19 protein-coding genes are annotated in these 19,003 nt (G+C 66.7%); 13 read left to right on the top strand and 6 right to left on the bottom strand.

From position 1 onward, the window contains the following. Positions 1-29 precede the first annotated feature (29 nt). The 11 genes from AC3FOF_RS06315 (at position 30) to iscX (ending at position 8,937) form a co-directional block, all read left to right on the top strand. The gene (locus AC3FOF_RS06315; protein WP_017229296.1) at positions 30-518 is read left to right on the top strand and encodes a low molecular weight protein-tyrosine-phosphatase; all 489 of its coding nucleotides are present in this window, start codon (positions 30-32) and stop codon (positions 516-518) included. A 50-nt stretch (positions 519-568) separates the two neighbouring features. Then, positions 569-2,656: a site-specific recombinase gene (locus tag AC3FOF_RS06320; protein ID WP_488726072.1), complete on the top strand. Its 2,088-nt coding sequence runs from the start codon at positions 569-571 to the stop codon at positions 2,654-2,656. Positions 2,657-2,736: 80 nt separating this feature from the next. Continuing rightward, positions 2,737-3,291 carry a Fe-S cluster assembly transcriptional regulator IscR gene (iscR, locus tag AC3FOF_RS06325; protein WP_035814992.1) on the top strand — a complete coding sequence of 185 codons (555 nt, stop codon included), beginning with the start codon at positions 2,737-2,739 and terminating at the stop codon, positions 3,289-3,291. Between the two features lie 62 nt (positions 3,292-3,353). Continuing rightward, entirely contained in the window at positions 3,354-4,577 is a 1,224-nt protein-coding gene (locus AC3FOF_RS06330) for an IscS subfamily cysteine desulfurase (RefSeq protein ID WP_276266579.1), read from the top strand. A 55-nt stretch (positions 4,578-4,632) separates the two neighbouring features. Next, complete coding sequence (gene iscU, locus AC3FOF_RS06335; RefSeq protein ID WP_017229300.1) at positions 4,633-5,037, top strand: Fe-S cluster assembly scaffold IscU; 405 nt, start codon at positions 4,633-4,635, stop codon at positions 5,035-5,037. Positions 5,038-5,068: 31 nt separating this feature from the next. Further along, complete coding sequence (iscA, locus tag AC3FOF_RS06340) at positions 5,069-5,389, top strand: iron-sulfur cluster assembly protein IscA (protein WP_017229301.1); 321 nt, start codon at positions 5,069-5,071, stop codon at positions 5,387-5,389. Positions 5,390-5,429: 40 nt separating this feature from the next. Then, entirely contained in the window at positions 5,430-5,666 is a 237-nt protein-coding gene (locus tag AC3FOF_RS06345; RefSeq protein ID WP_017229302.1) for a DUF3565 domain-containing protein, read from the top strand. A gap of 112 nt (positions 5,667-5,778) precedes the next feature. Beyond that, positions 5,779-6,297 (top strand): Fe-S protein assembly co-chaperone HscB, encoded by a 519-nt coding sequence (gene hscB, locus AC3FOF_RS06350; protein WP_488726073.1) that lies wholly within the window; start codon positions 5,779-5,781, stop codon positions 6,295-6,297. 127 nt (positions 6,298-6,424) lie between these two features. Further along, on the top strand, positions 6,425-8,290 hold the full coding sequence (hscA, locus tag AC3FOF_RS06355) for a Fe-S protein assembly chaperone HscA (protein WP_276266570.1): 1,866 nt from the start codon (positions 6,425-6,427) through the stop codon (positions 8,288-8,290). Between the two features lie 41 nt (positions 8,291-8,331). Beyond that, a complete protein-coding gene (gene fdx / locus AC3FOF_RS06360) occupies positions 8,332-8,670 on the top strand; it encodes an ISC system 2Fe-2S type ferredoxin (RefSeq protein ID WP_017229305.1) in 339 nt (112 codons plus the stop codon). 72 nt (positions 8,671-8,742) lie between these two features. Then, positions 8,743-8,937 (top strand): Fe-S cluster assembly protein IscX, encoded by a 195-nt coding sequence (gene iscX / locus AC3FOF_RS06365; RefSeq protein ID WP_017229306.1) that lies wholly within the window; start codon positions 8,743-8,745, stop codon positions 8,935-8,937. Between the two features lie 91 nt (positions 8,938-9,028). Here the strand turns inward: iscX and AC3FOF_RS06370 are convergent, their stop codons facing one another. The 4 genes from AC3FOF_RS06370 to prfB form a co-directional block, all read right to left on the bottom strand. Further along, positions 9,029-9,769, bottom strand: coding sequence for a glycine zipper 2TM domain-containing protein (locus AC3FOF_RS06370; protein ID WP_488726074.1), 741 nt, complete (start codon positions 9,767-9,769; stop codon positions 9,029-9,031). 346 nt (positions 9,770-10,115) lie between these two features. After that, a complete protein-coding gene (gene lysS / locus AC3FOF_RS06375) occupies positions 10,116-11,654 on the bottom strand; it encodes a lysine--tRNA ligase (RefSeq protein ID WP_017225093.1) in 1,539 nt (512 codons plus the stop codon). A 38-nt stretch (positions 11,655-11,692) separates the two neighbouring features. Beyond that, positions 11,693-12,463 carry an SDR family oxidoreductase gene (locus AC3FOF_RS06380; RefSeq protein ID WP_017225092.1) on the bottom strand — a complete coding sequence of 257 codons (771 nt, stop codon included), beginning with the start codon at positions 12,461-12,463 and terminating at the stop codon, positions 11,693-11,695. Between the two features lie 90 nt (positions 12,464-12,553). Continuing rightward, a protein-coding gene (prfB, locus tag AC3FOF_RS06385; RefSeq protein WP_276264188.1) for a peptide chain release factor 2 occupies positions 12,554-13,658 on the bottom strand; the annotation gives its coding sequence in 2 pieces (ribosomal slippage) (positions 12,554-13,576 and positions 13,578-13,658; 1,104 coding nt in all). A gap of 255 nt (positions 13,659-13,913) precedes the next feature. On the opposite strand from prfB, the gene AC3FOF_RS06390 reads away from it, so the two are divergent. After that, the gene (locus AC3FOF_RS06390; RefSeq protein WP_276264187.1) at positions 13,914-14,648 is read left to right on the top strand and encodes a peptidoglycan DD-metalloendopeptidase family protein; all 735 of its coding nucleotides are present in this window, start codon (positions 13,914-13,916) and stop codon (positions 14,646-14,648) included. 26 nt (positions 14,649-14,674) lie between these two features. Here AC3FOF_RS06390 and recJ read toward each other — a convergent pair whose 3' ends face one another. Beyond that, the gene (gene recJ, locus AC3FOF_RS06395; RefSeq protein WP_276264186.1) at positions 14,675-16,372 is read right to left on the bottom strand and encodes a single-stranded-DNA-specific exonuclease RecJ; all 1,698 of its coding nucleotides are present in this window, start codon (positions 16,370-16,372) and stop codon (positions 14,675-14,677) included. Between the two features lie 36 nt (positions 16,373-16,408). Then, a complete protein-coding gene (locus AC3FOF_RS06400) occupies positions 16,409-17,530 on the bottom strand; it encodes a hypothetical protein (protein ID WP_488726075.1) in 1,122 nt (373 codons plus the stop codon). A 149-nt stretch (positions 17,531-17,679) separates the two neighbouring features. Between AC3FOF_RS06400 and AC3FOF_RS06405 the strand changes: the two genes are divergently transcribed. Further along, on the top strand, positions 17,680-18,930 hold the full coding sequence (locus tag AC3FOF_RS06405) for a lipoprotein-releasing ABC transporter permease subunit (RefSeq protein ID WP_488726076.1): 1,251 nt from the start codon (positions 17,680-17,682) through the stop codon (positions 18,928-18,930). Positions 18,931-19,003: the final 73 nt, after the last annotated feature.

The raw sequence follows: 19,003 nt of genomic DNA on the forward strand, positions 1-19,003 counted from the left end.
TCCCAGGCGCTGGACAGCGCTGAATTCCAATGAAGAAATACGCAATCCTGATGTGCTGCATGGGTAATATTTGCCGCTCACCGACCGCCGAGGGCGTGCTGCGCGCCAAGCTCGCGGCGGCTGGCCTGGCCGATCTGGTCGAGCTGGATTCGGCCGGTACGCACGGCTATCACGTCGGGCGGGCGCCGGATGCGCGTTCGCAGCGCCATGCGCTGGCGCGCGGCTACGATCTTTCCGCGCAGCGCGCACGCCAGGCCCTGGTCGGCGACTTTGCCCGCTTCGACCTGCTGCTGGCCATGGACCGGGACAACCTGGCCGCGCTTGGTGCCATTTGCCCGCCCGGCGATCGCCACAAGCTGCGGCTGTTGATGAGCTTTGCCACGCGCCACGCGGCCGAGGAAGTCCCGGACCCCTATTACGGCGAGGGCGACGGCTTCGAGCGCGTGCTCGACTATGTGGAGGACGCCTGCGATGGCGTGGTCGCCATGCTGCATGCCGAGGGGCTGGGCAGCGCCTGAATGCGCGGTGGCAGGCTGCGGCCGCCGTTCAACTAATTTTTTGAGGTTTCATGTTTCGTTCCCTGTTCCGCAAATGGCGCGAGTCGCGCAATGCCAGCCTGCAACTCGATGCAATCCTGGCGGCCGCGGACCCGGAGGCGCCGCTGGCGGACCGTAACGGCTGGCTGATCGAACTGGGTTACTGGATCCGGCGCGACGGCCTGCCGGGCGCGGAAGGACTGGCGCCGGACAAGCGCCGCCGCGAACACGTCCGGCTGCGCTACCTGCTGCAGGTGCTGGAGCGCAACCCGGCGATGGCCGGCAGGTTTGCGGAAATGGTGCGTTCGCTGGTGCGCGACAACGATCCGACCACCTTGCTTTGCGATACCGGCGTGGCATCGCATCCGGGCTTCTGGAGCGAGGTGCTGGATCGCCTGCAGGCGCGTTTTCTGCCGCCGCCGCCGAACCGCGGCGACCTGGCGGGGCTGTTCGCGCTGCTGTTTATCGACGATAACGATGCCGACTGGGTCGAGGCGCTGGACGGCGACCTGCTCGGCCGGCTGGCGGCCGTGCTGCGCACGGGCGATCCGGAGGCGGCCGGCGATGCCGCCGCGCCGCCCGAATGGGACCGCTTCGACCGTACGCTGGCCACCAGTATCCAGGTGCTGGTCAGCCAGGTTCGCGCCACGGGCTTGAGCCAGGCAATTCGTTCGCGCCTCAAGGGCAAGGTGAAGGACACGCCGTTTTTCCGTCTGGATAGCGCCGCCCAGGCGTTGTGCGAGGAGGAGGCGGTGCGTGACGGGGAGGCATTCGCCCATCGCCTCAACTATTTCCGCGCGCTGCTCGACGGTTGCCACCAGGCGGCCCAGTGCGTGTACGACGATCTCGAGGAGAACGGCGTCTCCGTCGAGGTGGTGTTCCAGATCGAGCGCATGAAGGTGCGGCTGGCGCGCATCGAGCTGCTGCTGACGACCTGGGTCGAGCCACAGCGGCGCGACCGGCATGCCAACCTGATCGCGGCGCTGATCCGCTCCACTCAGGCGCGCCGCAGCATCGTCCACCTGGCCGGCACTTCGTTCTCGCAACTGGCGCGCAAGGTGGTAGAGCGTTCGGCCGAGACCGGCGAGCATTACATCACGCGCGATCGCCGCGAGTACCGCGAACTGATGTGGGCGGCAGCTGGCGGCGGCCTGATCACCGCGGGCACCGTCTATCTCAAGTTCCTGATCTACGGCTTGCACCTGGATAAGTTCATCGAGGGCCTGCTTGCCTCGCTCAACTACGCCGGCAGCTTCCTGGTGATCCATTTCGCGCATTTCACGCTGGCCACCAAGCAGCCGGCGATGACCGGCCCGGCGCTGGCGCACCGGCTCGACGCGGTCGGCAGGCCGGAGGGGCGGGAGATTTTCGTGGACGACACCATCGCCATGATCCGCTCGAATGCCGCGGCGATTTTCGGCAACCTTGCCGCGGTGTTCCCGGTGGCGATGGGGATCCAGTGGCTGGCCCACCGTATCCTGGACGTCAACCTGATTACGCCGGCCAAGGCGATCGCCAACATCGAATCCTTTTCGATCCTCGGCGCCACGCCCATCTACGCCGCCTTTACCGGCGTGCTGCTGTGGTTGTCGAGCCTGGTGGCGGGCTGGGCGGACAACTGGTTCGCGCTGCACAAGGTGCATGACGTGATGGCGTACAACCGCCGGCTGCGCTATGTGCTGGGCGCGCAAGGTGCCACGCGCATGGCGGACTTCTGGAAGCGCAATATGTCGGGTATCGCGGCCAACGTCTCGCTCGGCCTGCTGCTTGGGCTGGGGCCGGAAATCCTGAGCTTTGTCGGGCCCCATATGGAGGTGCGCCATGTCACGCTGTCGACTGGCGCGGTGGGCGCCGCGATCGGCGTGCTGGGGCTCGACGTGCTGCGCATGCCGTCGTTCTGGCTGGCGGTGGCCGGAATCGCGCTGATGGGTTTGCTGAATGTGGCGGTGAGCTTTGCGCTGGCCTTCAATATGGCCTTGCGCTCACGCAGCCTGCGCAAGGTCGATCGCCGGGCGCTGAGCGCGGCCGTGCGGCAGCGCATCCTGAAACACCCCTGGTCGCTGATCGTGCCGCCGCGCACGCCAGACGCGTCGACGCAGCCAGGGGAAGGGCAGGCTTGATGCGGTGCGGCAGGGGTACTTGACTGAATTAGTCGACTTCTTTTATACTCGACCAAAATGATCAAGTATTCCCCGGCATCATGAGACTGACGACCAAAGGCCGCTTCGCGGTAACCGCCATGATCGACCTGGCCATGCGCCAGGATCAGGGCCCCGTTACGCTGGCCGGCATCAGCCAGCGCCAGAAAATTTCCCTCTCTTACCTCGAGCAGCTGTTCGGCAAGCTGCGCCGCCACGAGATCGTGGAAAGCGTGCGCGGCCCGGGCGGTGGCTACAGCCTTGCGCGCAAGGCCGAAGACGTCACGGTGGCCGACATCATCATTGCGGTAGATGAGCCGCTCGACGCCACCCAGTGCGGCGGAAAGGGCAATTGTAACGGAGACGAGGGAACCGGTCGCTGCATGACCCACGAACTGTGGGCCACGCTGAACCAGAAAATGGTCGAGTATCTCGATTCCGTCTCCCTCAAGAACCTGGTCGACCAGCAGCGCGCCAAGTGCCCCGCGGTGCTCCACGACATGCGTGAAGAGCCGGCTGCGCAGGCCGTGGCAGTGCCACGCGGCAAGGCCGACAAACAGGAGAAGCCCGCGCGCCCGCGGGTGGTGAATTCGGTTTTCAGCCTGGCTCAGTCGTAAGACGGGCAGCCGGCGCGAGAGCAGAGAGCAACGTCAAGCATAGCGGTCCCTAAAAGGCAGTCATAACGATGAGCACCCCACATTTCCCCATCTACATGGATTACTCGGCAACCACGCCGGTAGACCCGCGCGTGGCGGACAAGATGATTCCGTACCTGCGCGAACAGTTCGGCAATCCGGCATCGCGTAGCCACGCCTACGGCTGGGATGCCGAGCGCGCGGTGGAAGAAGCGCGCGAGCAGGTGGCGGCCCTGGTGGGCGCCGACCCGCGCGAGATCGTGTGGACGTCGGGCGCGACCGAGTCCAATAACCTCGCCATCAAGGGCGCGGCCCACTTCTACTCGGGCAAGGGGAAGCACCTGATCACGGTGAAGACCGAGCACAAGGCCGTGCTCGATACCACCCGCGAGCTGGAGCGCCAGGGCTTCGAGGTGACTTATCTCGACGTGCAGGACAATGGCCTGGTCGACATCGAAGTGTTCAAGGCGGCGATCCGCCCCGACACCATCCTGGTCTCGGTGATGCTGGTCAACAACGAGATCGGCGTGATCCAGGACGTGGCGCAGATCGGCGAGATCTGCCGCGCCAAGGGCATCATCTTCCATTGCGACGCAGCCCAGGCCACCGGCAAGGTAGCGATCGACCTGAATACGCTGAAGTGCGACCTGATGTCGTTCTCGGCACACAAGACCTATGGCCCGAAGGGCGTGGGCGCGCTGTACGTGCGCCGCAAGCCGCGCGTGCGCCTGGAAGCGCAGATGCACGGCGGCGGTCACGAGCGTGGCATGCGCTCGGGCACGCTGGCGACCCACCAGATCGTCGGCATGGGCGAAGCCTTCCGCATCGCCCGCGAGGAAATGGCTACCGAGAACGAACGCATCCGCATGCTGCGCGACCGCCTGTGGCGCGGCCTGTCGGGCATGGAAGAGGTCTACCTGAATGGCGACCTGGAACAGCGCGTGCCGCACAATCTCAACGTCAGCTTCAACTTCGTCGAAGGCGAATCGCTGATCATGGCGATCAAGGATGTGGCGGTATCGTCGGGCTCGGCCTGCACTTCGGCGTCGCTGGAGCCCTCGTACGTGCTGCGTGCCCTGGGCCGCAACGACGAACTGGCGCACAGCTCGATCCGCTTTACGGTGGGCCGTTTCACCACCGAGGAAGAAGTCGATTACACCGTCGAACTGCTCAAGAGCAAGATTGCCAAGCTGCGCGACCTGTCGCCGCTGTGGGAAATGTTCAAGGACGGTGTGGACCTGAATTCCATCCAATGGGCTGCGCACTGAGCGCCTGGGCCCACGCAAGACCCCATAAATACGGATACGCCAAGAGGTAGCCAAAATGTCATACAGCACCAAGGTTCTCGATCACTATGAAAACCCCCGCAACGTTGGCTCGTTCGACAAGAACGACGACGCCGTGGGTACCGGCATGGTCGGCGCGCCGGCTTGCGGCGACGTCATGAAGCTGCAGATCAAGGTCAACGAAGCCGGTGTGATCGAAGACGCCAAGTTCAAGACCTATGGCTGCGGCTCGGCCATCGCGTCTTCCTCGCTGGTGACCGAATGGGTCAAGGGCAAGACCGTGGATCAGGCGCTGGAAATCAAGAATACCCATATCGCCGAAGAACTGGCGCTGCCGCCGGTGAAGATTCACTGTTCCATCCTGGCCGAAGACGCCATCAAGGCGGCGGTCGAGGATTACAAGAAGAAGCACGAAGGCGCCTCCGAACAGAAGGCCGCCTGAGTTCCGCGATCAATCAAGGGATGATGCAGCGATGATCACGCTTACCGAGAAGGCCGCCAAGCATGTGGCGCGCTACCTGGACCGCCGGGGCAAGGGCGTTGGCCTGCGCCTGGGCGTCAAGACGACCGGCTGCTCGGGCCTGGCCTACAAGCTGGAATACGTCGATGACCTGCTGCCGGAAGACAGCGTATTCGAGTCGCACGGCATCAAGGTGATCGTCGATCCCAAGAGCCTGCCGTATATCGACGGCACCGAGCTCGACTTCGCGCGCGAAGGCCTGAACGAGGGGTTCCGCTTCAACAACCCCAACGTCAAGGACGAATGCGGCTGCGGAGAGTCGTTCCGGGTTTGATTGCAGTTGCGTGCACCCGCGCGCAGACGCACGCGGTGCGATGAAACGCGGTATTGCCGGTTTTCACCAGGACGACGAGAACCACTGGGTAGCCGAGCTCGAGTGCGGTCATGGCCAGCATATGCGCCATGATCCACCCTGGCAGATGCGTCCCTGGACGCTGACGGCGCAGGGCAGGGCGGCACGGATCGGCGCGCAGGTGAACTGCCTGAAATGCGACCGGGCGGAGCCGCCGGCGGATTGGGCTGCTGGCAGCGCCAGCGCAGGGCGCGCCTGACCGGTACCTGCCGCAACCATGCCGCGGCATCGCCGCGCGGTCAGCGTGCCGCCTTCACGCTGAGGGAAGTTCAAAGGGGCGGCGTAGCCGCTCCTTTTTGTTGGGGAAGGTGTTGAAAGACGATTATTTCGCGCTGTTCGGCCTGCCGGTCGGGTACGCAGTCGACGAGGCGGCGCTGGACGCCGCTTACCTGACCGTGCAGTCGCAGGCACATCCGGACCGCTTCGCCAATGCCGGCGACGCCGAGCGGCGCGTGGCCATGCAGTGGGCTGCGCACGCCAACGAGGCTTACCGCACGCTGCGCCAGCCGCTCAAGCGCGCGATCTACCTGCTGACGCTGCGCGGCGTGGACATACAGGCCGAGAGCAACACCGCCATGGCGCCCGGTTTCCTGATGCAGCAGATGGAATGGCGCGAGGCCCTGCAGGAAGCTGTCGAAGAGAAAGATGTCGCACGCCTCGACGCGCTGCTGTGCGAGTTGCGCGGCGAGAAGCGCGATCGCCATGCGGCGCTCGGCGCGTTGCTCGATGCCGGTGACGACGCGGGCGCCGGCAGCGCGGCCAGGCAATTGATGTTCATCGAGAAGATCGAACATGACACCAGCGAGGCGATCGACCGCCTGGAAGGCTAGGCCGGGGTCCGATGGACCCCGGCGCCTCCGGGCACGTTCGCCGAAGCCATGCCACAATGGCGCCCCGGCGCAAGACCGGCCTGTTTGGCAGGCCGCCTTGCCACCGCACGAATAAAGAAGATTCATCATGGCACTGCTCCAGATCTCCGAACCCGGCATGTCGCCGGCACCCCACCAGAAGCGGCTCGCTGTCGGCATCGACCTCGGCACCACCAATTCGCTGGTGGCCGCCGTTCGCAACAGCATTCCCGAAGTCCTGACGGATGAGAGCGGCCGCGCGCTGCTGCCCTCCGTGGTGCGCTACCTGCCCAACAAGGGCACGCAGATCGGCTATCGCGCGCAGGAAGAAGCGGTGCAGGATGCCAAGAACACCATCCTCTCGGTCAAGCGCTTCATGGGGCGCGGCCTGCGCGACGTCGCGCATATCGAGCACAGCCCCTACGATTTCGTCGATGCGCCGGGCATGGTGCAGATCAAGACCGTGGCTGGCGTGAAGAGCCCGGTCGAGGTATCGGCGGAGATCCTGGCCACGCTGCGCCAGCGCGCCGAGGACTCGCTGGGCGACGAACTGGTCGGCGCGGTGATCACGGTGCCCGCCTATTTCGACGATGCGCAGCGCCAGGCCACCAAGGACGCCGCCCAGTTGGCCGGCCTTGAAGTGTTGCGCCTGCTCAACGAGCCGACCGCGGCGGCCATTGCCTACGGGCTGGACAACGCTTCGGAAGGTATCTATGCGGTGTACGACCTCGGTGGCGGCACCTTCGACATCTCCATCCTCAAGCTGACCAAGGGCGTGTTCGAGGTGCTGGCCACCGGCGGTGACTCGGCGCTCGGCGGCGACGATTTCGACCAGCGCCTGATGTGCTGGATCGTCGAGCAGGCCAACCTGCAGCCGCTGTCCTCCGAGGACATGCGCTTGCTGATGGTGCGCGCCCGCGCGGCCAAGGAGGCGCTGTCGGCGGCCGACTCCACCGTGATCGACGCGGTGCTGAACAGCGGCGAGATCGTGCACCTGACGCTGTCGGCGCCGGCTTTTGTCGAGATGACCGCGCCGCTGGTGCAGAAGACCCTGTCCCCGGTGCGCAAGGCGCTGCGCGACGCGGGCGTGGCGGCCGACGAGGTCAAGGGCGTGGTACTGGTCGGCGGCGCCACCCGCATGCCGTCGATCCGCAAGGCGGTGGGCGGGTTCTTCAGCCAGCCGCCGCTGACCAACCTCGATCCGGACAAGGTGGTGGCGCTGGGCGCGGCCATGCAGGCCAACCTGCTGGCCGGCAACGGCGCGCCGGGCGAGGACTGGCTGCTGCTCGACGTGATCCCGCTGTCGCTGGGCGTGGAGACCATGGGCGGCCTGGTCGAGAAGATCATCCCGCGCAACAGCACCATCCCGGTGGCGCGGGCGCAGGAATTCACCACGTTCAAGGATGGCCAGACCGCCATCGCCATCCACGTGCTGCAGGGCGAGCGCGAGCTGGCGAGCGACTGCCGTTCGCTGGCGCGCTTCGAGCTGCGTGGCATTCCGCCGATGGTGGCCGGCGCGGCCCGTATCCGCGTGACCTACCAGGTCGATGCCGATGGCTTGCTGTCGGTGTTCGCGCGCGAGACGCAATCGGGCGTGGAAGCCACCATCACCGTCAAGCCGTCCTACGGGCTCGCGGACGACGAGATCGCGCGCATGCTGCAGGACAGCTTCCGCGAAGCCGAGCACGATATGAAGAGCCGCGCGCTGGCGGAAGAGCGCGTGGATGCCGCGCGCCTGATCGAAGCCACGCGCCGCGCGCTGGAGACCGATGGCGACCTGCTCTCGGCCGAGGAGCGCGCCGGGGTCGAGCGGCTGATCGCGGCGACGGGCGACATCGCCGCCGGCGAGGATCACCATGCCATCAAGGCGGCCGTGGAGGCACTGTCCCACGGTACCGACGAATTCGCCGCCCGCCGGATGGACCGCTCGATCAAGAGCGCTCTGGCCGGCCGCAAGGTGCAGGACCTGGGCTGATCCCCGAGGCCACCGCACCGCATCTTTATCCAGGACATTCCATGCCACAGATCATCGTATTGCCTCACGTCGAACTCTGCCCCGAAGGCACCGTGTTCGAAGCTCAGCCCGGTGTCAGCATCTGCGATGCGTTGCTCAGCAACGGCATCGAGATCGAGCACGCGTGCGAAAAGTCGTGCGCCTGCACCACCTGCCACGTCGTGGTGCGCGAGGGCTTCAACTCGCTGGAAGAGGCGGAAGAGAAAGAGGAAGACCTGCTCGACAAGGCCTGGGGTCTCGAGCCCAATTCGCGTCTTTCCTGCCAGGCCCTCGTGGCTGACAGCGATCTTACCGTGCAGATCCCGAAGTACACGATCAACCACGCCAAGGAAGAGCACTGAGCCCGCGCCGGGCACGGCGCGCCAGCCATTCTTCCAAACTGAACCGACCAGAGCTGACCGGAGAGCATTCCCATGAAGTGGACCGACACCTACGATATCGCTGCGGCCCTGTACGACAAATACCCGGACGTGGATCCGGCCACGATCCGTTTCACGGACCTGCATCGCTGGGTCATGGAACTGGATGGCTTTGACGATGCGGCTGATCGCTCCGGCGAGAAGATCCTGGAAGCGATCCAGGCTGCCTGGATCGAAGAGGCGGAGTAAGCGGGCATAAGAGGAACAGGATGGAATGAAAGAAGGGCCGCGCATGCGGCCCTTCTTTCATTCCAATCGCGGGTCTGCGCCCGGCCGGTGCTCAGCCGGCCACCAGGCCCCCATTCTGCAGGTGAACCCGTTCGCCGACCTGCACGCCCGGGTCGGCATGGTAGGTGAAGGTACGGTAATTGCCGTTGTCCATCTGCACGCGGACCTGGTAGCTGGTGTCCTTGCGCACGCTCTTTTCGATCTGGTTGCCGGCGAAGCCACCGCCCACGGCACCGGCCACGGTGCCCAGGATGCGGCCGTTGCCCTTGCCGATCTGGTTGCCGAGCAGGCCGCCGACCACCGCGCCGCCGACGGCGCCCAGGCCGCTGGCCGGTTTTGCGGTCTCGATCGGGGTGATCGCCACTACGTGGCCTGCATACGCGCTGCCGCGCGCCGGCTGGCGTTCTCCGGCATAGGCGCCGCCGTCATTGCGGCGGGCCCCGGGGCCATAGGCGGCGTTTTGGCTGGTGTTCCGTTCCTGGGCCTGCTGCGCCGCGGGCGACCGGGCGACTGGCGCCTGCGCCGGCGGCGCGGTGACGGTTCCGGGCGGGCGCGTGGTACTTCCTGGCGTGGCCTGCTGAACGGGCTCGACGTTGTTGGCGGCCATCGGCGCGGTCAGGGACTGCGGCGTGTCCTGCGTCGCCTTGCCGATCGGAAGCACGCCGGTCATGGCGGCCACCGCCGTCAGGCTGGCGATCACGATCGCGACCGCGGCGGCGCCCACCAGCGGATGCAGGCGGCGCTGGGCGGGCAGGGAGGGCTCGTTCGATGAAGGCAAGGTTGTGTCCGGCATTTTGTTTTCCTCGCGAAGCGCTGGCGGTCTGGGATGATCGCCGGTCGGCGTCCCGATGGATCCAGTGTGGCCGAAACGGCTGCCGTTTTCCGTTTGATTTTGTAAATTTCTGTAGGCGAGTTTATCGTTTTTAATCAATGAGTTGGGCGCGGTTCAGGGATTGGTTTCTGGTCGCCATTTGTAACAAGCGGGTACGCCCGGATCTCCTGCAACGCCGCGCCTGACCCAGCGTTGCAGGAGATCCGCGGTCCGCTGGCATGCAATGCGGTCAGCACAAGGAAAAAGCCCCATCGCAAGGATGGGGCTTCGCATTGCCTGGCGGCCGGCATCCGGCCGCTTGCGCACATCAGTCCTCGCGGCGCAGATGCGGGAACAGCAGCACGTCGCGGATGTTCGGGCTGTCGGTCAGCAGCATTACCAGGCGGTCGATGCCGATGCCGCAGCCACCCGTCGGGGGCATGCCGTATTCGAGCGCGCGGATGTAGTCGGCGTCGAAGTACATTGCTTCCTCGTCGCCCGCATCCTTCTGGTCGACCTGCTTGCGGAACCGCTCGGCCTGGTCTTCCGCGTCGTTCAGCTCGGAGAAGCCGTTGGCGATCTCGCGGCCGGTGACGAACAGTTCGAAGCGCTCGGTGATGCCGGGCTGGGTATCCGAGGCGCGCGCCAGCGGCGAGACTTCCACCGGGTAGTCGACGATGAAGGTCGGCTCCCACAGCTGGCTCTCCGCGGTTTCCTCGAACAGCACCAGTTGCAGCGTGCCGAGGCCGGCGTTGAGGAACTGCGGTGCGTTGGTATTGACGCCCAGCTTCTTCAGTTCGGTGCGCAGGAATTCGGTATCGGCCAGTTGCGCATCGGTGTACTGCGGCGCGAACTTCTGGATTGCCTGCGTGATGGTGAGGCGATGGAAGGGCTTGGACAGGTCCAGCTCGCGGCCCTGGTAGGTCAGCACCGCGCTGCCGCGCGCGTCGATCGCGGCCTGGCGGATCAGGTCCTCGGTGAAGTCCATCAGCCAGCGGTAATCCGTGTAGGCCGCGTAGAACTCCATCATGGTGAACTCGGGGTTGTGGCGCGGGCTTACCCCCTCGTTGCGGAAGTTGCGGTTGATCTCGAACACGCGTTCGAAACCGCCCACCACCAGGCGCTTCAGGTACAGCTCGGGCGCGATGCGCAGGAACATCTGCATGTCCAGCGCATTGTGGTGGGTGATGAACGGCTTGGCCGCGGCGCCGCCCGGAATCGGGTGCAGCATCGGCGTTTCCACTTCCATGAAGTCGGCGTCGGCCATATACCGGCGCAGCGAGCTGATCGCCTTGGTGCGGGCGCGGAAGGTGGCGCGCGTCTCCGGCGATACGATCAGGTCCACATAGCGCTGGCGGTACTTCTGCTCCTGGTCGGCCAGGCCATAGTAGTCGCCGGGCAGGGGGCGCAGGCTCTTGGAGAGCAGGCGCAGTTCGGTCACCGCCACCGACAGCTCGCCGGTCTTGGTCTTCATCAGCGTGCCGCGCGCGGCCACGATATCGCCCAGGTCCCACTTCTTGAAGCCGGCATACACGTCTTCGCCGATCGCGTCGCGGCTGATGTAGAACTGGATGCGGCCCGAGCCGTCCTGCACGGTGGCGAAGCTGGCCTTGCCCATCACCCGCTTGAGCATCATGCGGCCGGCGATGGCGACTTCCACCGGGCTGGCTTCGAGCGCGGCCTGCTCGGTGTCGTTGTACTGCGCGTGCAGCGTGGCGGCCTGGTGGGTCGGACGGAAATCGTTGGGGAAGGCCGGGCCTTGCTGGCGCAGGGCCTGGAGCTTCTCGCGCCGTTCCGCGATGATCTTGTTTTCGTCGGCTGCGGCCGGGGCGTTGGCCTCGGCGGGAGCGCGGTTGGATTCGGTCATGATGTCTTGGTGAGCCGCGCGGCCAGGCCGCGCGAGGTTCAGGTATTGCGGATGTCGTCGAGCTCGGTGCTGCCGAAGTCCGGGCGTTCCAGGTAAGCGGCGATGCGCTGCGCGGTGTCCTCGGCGGAGGCCAGCTGGTCGTTGTCCTTGAGGTCGCGGAAGCGCTGCACCTGGGCGAAGTCGGCGTTGCGGATGGTGGCCTGCATGCCGGTGTCGACCACGCCCGGCGCCAGCGCAACGGCGCGCACGGCGCGTTCGGCCGGTGCCTGCGCATACTCGGCATTGATCGAGCGGACGAACATGTCGAGGCCTGCCTTGCCGGCGCAATAGGCGCTCCAGCCCTCCACCGGGCGGCGGGCCGCGCCGGAGGAGATGGCCAGGATCTTGCGCGGACAGCCGAAGCGCTCGGTGTGCGCCAGGAAGGACGCGGTCATGGTCATCGGCGTGGCGAGGTTGGTCAGCAGGTGCGGGACCAGCGTCGATTCACGCAGGGTGGCGACCGGGCCGATCGGCTCGATCATGCCCGCGTTCAGGATCAGCGTGACGCTGGCGGGCGCTTCCTCGACGACATCGAGCACGCTGCCGAGCCAGGTCGCCGCCGGGCCGGGCTGCGACAGGTCCTGCAGGTGCCAGACGACCTTGACGCCGCTGGCGGATGCAATCCGTTCCAGTTCGGGGTTGCGGCTGCGCGCCACGCAGATCAGGCGGTTGCCCGGTTTGAGCAGGGCTTGCGCCAGCGCGGCGCCGAGGCCGCGAGAGGTGCCCGTGACGATGAACAGGTGCGTTGCTGCGGTCGATGCTGCGGTCATGGTCTAGATGGTCCCGGCAGGTCAGTTGCCGCACCCGCCGCCGCACCGCGCCGTTGCTGGCGCGGCGCGGCGGCGTGGCGCCGCTGGGTGTTACAGCCCTTGCTTCAGGCTGGCTTCGATGAAGGGATCCAGGTCCCCGTCCAGCACCTTCTGCGTGTTGGACATTTCCACGTTGGTGCGCAGGTCCTTGATGCGGCTCTGGTCCAGCACGTAGGAACGGATCTGGTGGCCCCAGCCCACATCGGTCTTGGACGACTCCAGCTTGTCGGCCTCGGCCTGGCGCTTGCGCATTTCATGCTCGTACAGGCGCGACTTCAGCATCGACATGGCTTCGGCGCGGTTGCGGTGCTGCGAACGGTCGTTCTGGCACTGCACCACGATGCCGGTCGGGGTGTGCGTGATCCGCACGGCCGAATCGGTCTTGTTGATGTGCTGGCCGCCCGCGCCGGAAGCGCGGTAGGTGTCGACGCGCAGGTCCGCCGGATTGACTTCCACCTCGAAGGAATCGTCCACCTCGGGGTAGACGAAGACCGACGAGAACGAGGTGTGGCGGCCGCCCGAGGAGTCGAACGGCGACTTGCGCACCAGGCGGTGCACGCCGGTTTCGGTGCGCAGGTAGCCGAACGCGTACTCGCCCTCGACCTTGATCGTGGCGCTCTTGATGCCCGCTACGTCGCCTTCGGATTCTTCCAGCACCTCGGCCTTGAAACCCTTGCGCTCACAGTACTTCAGGTACTGGCGCAGCAGCATCGAGGCCCAGTCGCAGGCTTCGGTGCCGCCGGCGCCGGCCTGGATGTCGATAAAGGCGTTGGCCTGGTCCATCTCGCCGGCGAACATGCGGCGGAATTCCATGTCGGCGACGATGGCCTCGAAGCCCTGGACGTCGGCCTCGATGGCCTCCATCGTGTCGTCGTCGCCTTCCTCGCGCGCGAGTTCGAACAGCTCCTCGGCGCCGGCGAGGTCATCCGTGAGCTTGCCGAGGACGCCAACCACGCCCTCCAGCATCTTCTTTTCCTTGCCGAGATCCTGGGCCTTCTTGGGGTTGTTCCAGACCTCGGGGTCCTCGAGTTCGCCGTTGACTTCGTCGAGTCTTCCTACTTTGACATCGTAGTCAAAGATACCCCCGTAGATCTTCCGTTCGCGAACGGAGATCGGAGATGGCACCGGAGATGGCGTTGAGGCGTTCTGCTTCCATGATGTTCCTGCGCTTTCAAAACCTTGAATTATAGCGGATCGGGGGACTTTCCCCCCGCCCGCGATGGCACCGATTCCAGGATTTCGAACGGTTCGCCTCGCGAACGGTCTACAGTTGCGGGTGCGCCATGGCAGACTCGCTGGGTCTGCGGCGCCGGATCCGGCTCATGGACCCGGATATAAGGCATCGGGCATCGGGAAGCAGGCACCAGGAATCAGGCATCAAGATATGCACAGGGAGGGACGATAAGTCAGCATGAAGCAAAGCAATCAAGACACGACCGCCACGCGGCGGCGCGCCCTGGGGCTGCTCGCCGCCTTGGCTGGCGCCATGCTGGCAGCCGGCTGCGGCACCATGGCCAGCGAGCCCGCGCCGGACGGCTACTACCGCGTGCAAAGCGGCGATACCCTGTATACCGTGGCCCGGCGGCACAAGCGCACGGTGCGCGACCTGGTGCGCTGGAACCAGTTGCCCAGCGCGGACCGCATCGAGGTGGGGCAACTGCTGCGGGTCCGCCCGCCGGCCGGCGGGAGCGCCGGTGCCAGCGCTGGTAGCAGTACCGGCAATGGTCCGGTGGCGGTGGGGGACACCCCGCGGGTGGACAACAGCGGCCCGTCCCGGGCTCCCGCCACCAGCATCCGCCTGCAATGGCCGGCCGACGGCCGCGTGACCGCCGGCTACGGGCCGCCCGCCAGCAAGGGGTTGCGCATCAGTACCGCGCCCGGCAGCGCGGTGCGCGCCGCCGCCGCCGGCAAGGCGATCCATGTTGGCAACCTGCGCGGCTACGGCATGCTGGTGATCATCAAGCACGACGACAACTGGCTGACGGTCTACGGCAACCTGGACAAGCCCTCGATCAGCGAGGGCGCGCAGGTGGCCGGCGGGCAGGAAGTCGGCCGCATGGGCACGGCCGACAGCGAGCTGCATTTCGAGGTGCGCAACAATGGCAAGCCGGTGGACCCGGCGGGCCTGCTGCCCGCGCGCGGATAGCGCCCGGGCCAGGCACGGACCCGGCGCTACTGCGCGTGCTCGATCACCATCTGCACGCGGGTGATGCCGTTGAAGGTATTGTTGTCGAGCCGGTAGGCCACCAGCGCGCTGGCGCCCAGCGAGTCGGCATGGTTGAACCAGATTGCGTCGAAGCGCTGGCTGCCGCGTCCCAGCTGCAGCTTGAGGTGCTTGCCCTTGAGCACGCTCTGGCGCAGCACATCGAATTCACCGCAGAAGGTGGGCGCGGGGAAGCCCTGGCCCCACACCTGCTGCTCCAGCAGCGAAACGAATTCGGGGCTGAAGCAGGCGTCCTCGATATCGCCGTCGGTCTCGATCACGCGCGCCAGCTGCTCGTCGTTCAGCCACTCGCGGCCCACGGCCTCGAAGGCTTCCATGAACTGCCCGAAGGTGTCGGCGCGCAGCGTCAGGCCGGCAGCCATGGCGTGGCCGCCGAATTTCACCAGCAGGCCGGGATGGCGCTTGGACACCAGGTCCAGCGCATCGCGCAGGTGGAAGCCCGGGATCGATCGGCCCGAGCCCTTGATCAGTTCATCGTCGCCGGGCGCGAAGGTGATGGTGGGGCGGTGGTATTTTTCCTTCAGGCGGGAGGCCACGATGCCGATCACGCCCTGGTGCCAGGTGTCGTTGAACACCGTGACGGTGAAGCGCGCCGCCGGATCCAGCGCGCCCAGCGGGCCTTCCAGGATCTGCAGTGCTTCCTGCTGCATGCCGGCCTCGATGTCGCGCCGCTCGCGGTTCATGCCGTCGAGCTCCTGGGCGATTTCCCAGGCGCGGTTGGCGTCGTCGGTCAGCAGGCATTCGATGCCGAGCGACATGTCGGCCAGCCGGCCAGCCGCGTTCAGGCGAGGGCCCACGCCGAAGCCGAGGTCGAAGGTATTGGCGCGCGTCGCCTCGCGCCCGGCGGCGCGGAACAGCGCCGCCACGCCGGCGTGCATGCGGCCCGCGCGCATGCGCTTGAGGCCTTGCGCCACCAGGATGCGGTTGTTGCTGTCGAGCTTGACCACGTCCGCCACGGTGCCCAGCGCGACCAGGTCGAGCAGGGTGTCCAGCCGGGGCTGGGTCTGGGCGTCGAACACGCCGCGGCGGCGCAATTCGGCGCGCAGCGCCAGCAGCACGTAGAACATCACGCCCACGCCGGCCAGGTTCTTGCTCGGGAATTCGCAGCCGGGCTGGTTGGGATTGACGATCACCGCCGCGTCGGGCAACTGCTCGCCCGGCAGATGGTGGTCGGTCACCACCACGTCGATGCCGAGCGCATTGGCCGCCGCCACGCCGTCGACGCTGGCGATGCCGTTGTCCACGGTGACGATCACGTCCGGCTGCTGCTGCGCGGCCAGCGCCACGATTTCCGGCGTCAGGCCGTAGCCGTACTCGAAGCGGTTGGGCACGATGTAGTCGATGCGCGCGCCCAGCATGCGCAGGCCGCGCACGCCGACCGCGCAGGCGGTGGCGCCGTCGCAGTCATAGTCGGCCACGATCAGCAGGCGCCGGCCGGCGGCGATGGCGTCGGCAAGGTAGGCGGCGGCATGGTCGATGCCTTTCATGGCGGCCGGCGGCTCCAGGCCCGGCAGGTCGGTGGCGAGCTCGGCCGGCTCGCGCACGCCGCGCGCCGACAGGATGCGCGCCAAGGTGGGATGCAGGCCGGATCCGGCCAGCTTGCCGGCGTGTTCGGAGGAAAAGGAGCGAACGGCGATTCGGGTCATGTAGGGCGGGCGGTGAGGCTGGCGGAAAGCGGGGGGTCAGGCGGCGTAGGCGAGGTCGGACAGCAGTGCGCGCCAGTCGCCGCGTTGTCCCAGGCCACGCCAGAATTTGCGCAGGTCGGCGCGGCGCACGGTGAATTCGGCATGGTGGTGCTCGCCCGCCAGCATCACGGTCAGCGCCTGCAGTTGTCCGGCTTCCAGCGCGGCCAGCGCGGGAGCGAACCACTCGGCGTCGAGCGCGTGCATGCGTTCGATCCACAGGCCCCAGTCTTCGCCGATATACGCTTCGGCGGCATCCTCCAGCAGCACCATGGCGCTGCCGCCGGTGGCCTGCATGTCACCGATGGCGCTGAAGCGGGGCGGCAGGGGCAGGCATGCCGCCCCGCCGGCCAGCGCCAGGCCACGCAGGAAGGCATCGTTGGCCAGCACGGTGTCCGCCAGGCGCGGCACCGGCTGCAGTGTCCCGCCCCCGTATAGCCAGACCGAGTTGACGGAGAGCTCCCCGGCTGCCTCCCTGGCCTGGTTGACGGGATGGTCATGCCAGGTCATCTGGATCTCGTTCTGGATCCGGCGCCAGTCGCGGGCGCGTTCGCCAGCCTGCATCCAGATGTCGATATTGCGTCCCGTGGCGCGCAGCGGGCTGGCGGCGACAAGTGGCCCGAACACGGCTTCCGGGATGTACCAGCGCGCCGGCGCGGGGGCTTCCAGCATGATGCCGGATTCCTGCAGCAGGCCGGCCACGGCGGCGCGCAAGGCCGCCGCCTCCTCCTCGCGGAGGCCCAGCTGGGCCGGATTCATCAGCACCAGGTGGTCGCGCGCGGCATGGATGTGCACCGGCTGCAGGCAGGCCCAGGCCTGGCCGTCATCCGCGCCGGCGGCATTCATGTCGGCCAGGCGCATGAACGGGGCGCTGGGCAGGCGCGCGGTGTCCAGCCCGGCCCGCCCGGCCAGCCAGCGCTCGTGCGGCAGCGTGCGCAGGAAGGGGTCGTCGTGCCGCTCGCGCGGGCCGGGGCTGGCGCGGGTGAGCAACTTTCCGAGCGCCGGTAACTCCAATTGCCGCAGCAGGGCTTCCAGCATGGCATCGTTGCCACCGCCGTCCGCGTCGATCGCGGCGCCCGGCGGGACGGAAAAGGGCACAATCAGGGTCAGGTGCGTCATCATGGTGCCCGAGATTGTAAACTTCCGGCTGGCGGGCGGCATAAATATCGTCCCCGGCCCGGCCGCGCGAGCGGCGCGGGGCGGCCGGAAGCGGCACAGCAGCGGCGCTGGCGGCGTGATGCCGGCGTTTCTCCTAGACAACAGGAACCCTCTTGAACTTTCCTTACGAATGGCAGATCGGCTGGCGATATACCCGCGCAAGCAAGCGGGCCAGCCGCAACACCTTCATTTCCTTTATCTCGATGATTTCCATGGCCGGCATCGCGCTGGGCGTGGCGGCGCTGATCGTGGTGCTGTCGGTGATGAACGGCTTCCAGAAAGAAGTGCGCGATCGCATGCTGTCGGTGCTGTCGCATATCGAGGTGGTCGGCCCCGGGGCGCTGCCCGACTGGCAGAGGACCGCCGCCGAGGCGATGCGCAACCAGGAAGTGATCGGCGCCGCGCCCTATGTGGCGGCCCAGGCCATGCTGACGCGGGAGGATGCCGTGCGCGGCGTGCTGCTGCGCGGCGTCGAGCCGTCCGAGGAGCCCAAGGTGTCGGATATCGGCAAGCAGTTCCGGTCCGGCGCCATGGAGCGTCTGCTGCCGGGCGAGTTCGGCATCGCGCTGGGCAATGAACTGGCCAACGCCATGGGCGTGCAGGTGGGCGACAAGGTGACCCTGGTGGTGCCGCAGGGCACCATCACCCCGGCCGGGGTGTTGCCGCGCCTCAAGCAGTTCACCGTGATCGGGGTGTTCTCGTCCGGCCACTTCGAGTTCGACAATGCGCTGGCGCTGATCAATATCAAGGACGCGGAGGCCATGTTCCGCCTGACCGGGCCTACCGGCGTGCGTTTGAAGCTGGCAGACATGCAGCGCGCACCGCAGGTGGCCGATGCGCTGGCCGGCACGCTGACCGGCGAGCTCTATCTGCGCGACTGGTCCAAGCAGAACCGCAACTGGTTCGCCGCGGTGCAGACTGAGAAGCGCATGATGTTTATCATCCTGACGCTGATCATCGCGGTGGCCGCCTTCAACCTGGTGTCCACGCTGGTGATGACGGTGACGGACAAGCAGGCCGATATCGCCATCCTGCGCACCATGGGCGCCCAGCCGGGTTCGATCACCAAGATCTTCATCGTGCAGGGCGTGGCCATCGGCTTTATCGGTACGCTGGCGGGTGTCGCCGGCGGCGCCTTGATCGCCTGCAATATCGATGTGATCGTGCCCTTTATCGAGCGGCTGCTGCATGTGCAGTTCCTGCCGCGCGACATCTATTTCATCAGTGAATTACCTTCGGACCCCCGCGTACACGACATCGCCACCATCGGTATCGTCTCCTTCGTGCTGTCCACGCTGGCCACGCTTTACCCAAGCTGGCGTGCCGCCCGCGTCAACCCCGCGGAGGCGCTGCGCTATGAGTGAGACCCTGTTGCGGCCGGCGCTGCGGGCGTGCCGGCCACATGTGGCGGCAATCCTCTCCTGGCGACTGGAGCCA

The sequence above is a fragment of the Cupriavidus sp. 96C5-1 genome, from assembly GCF_057798855.1.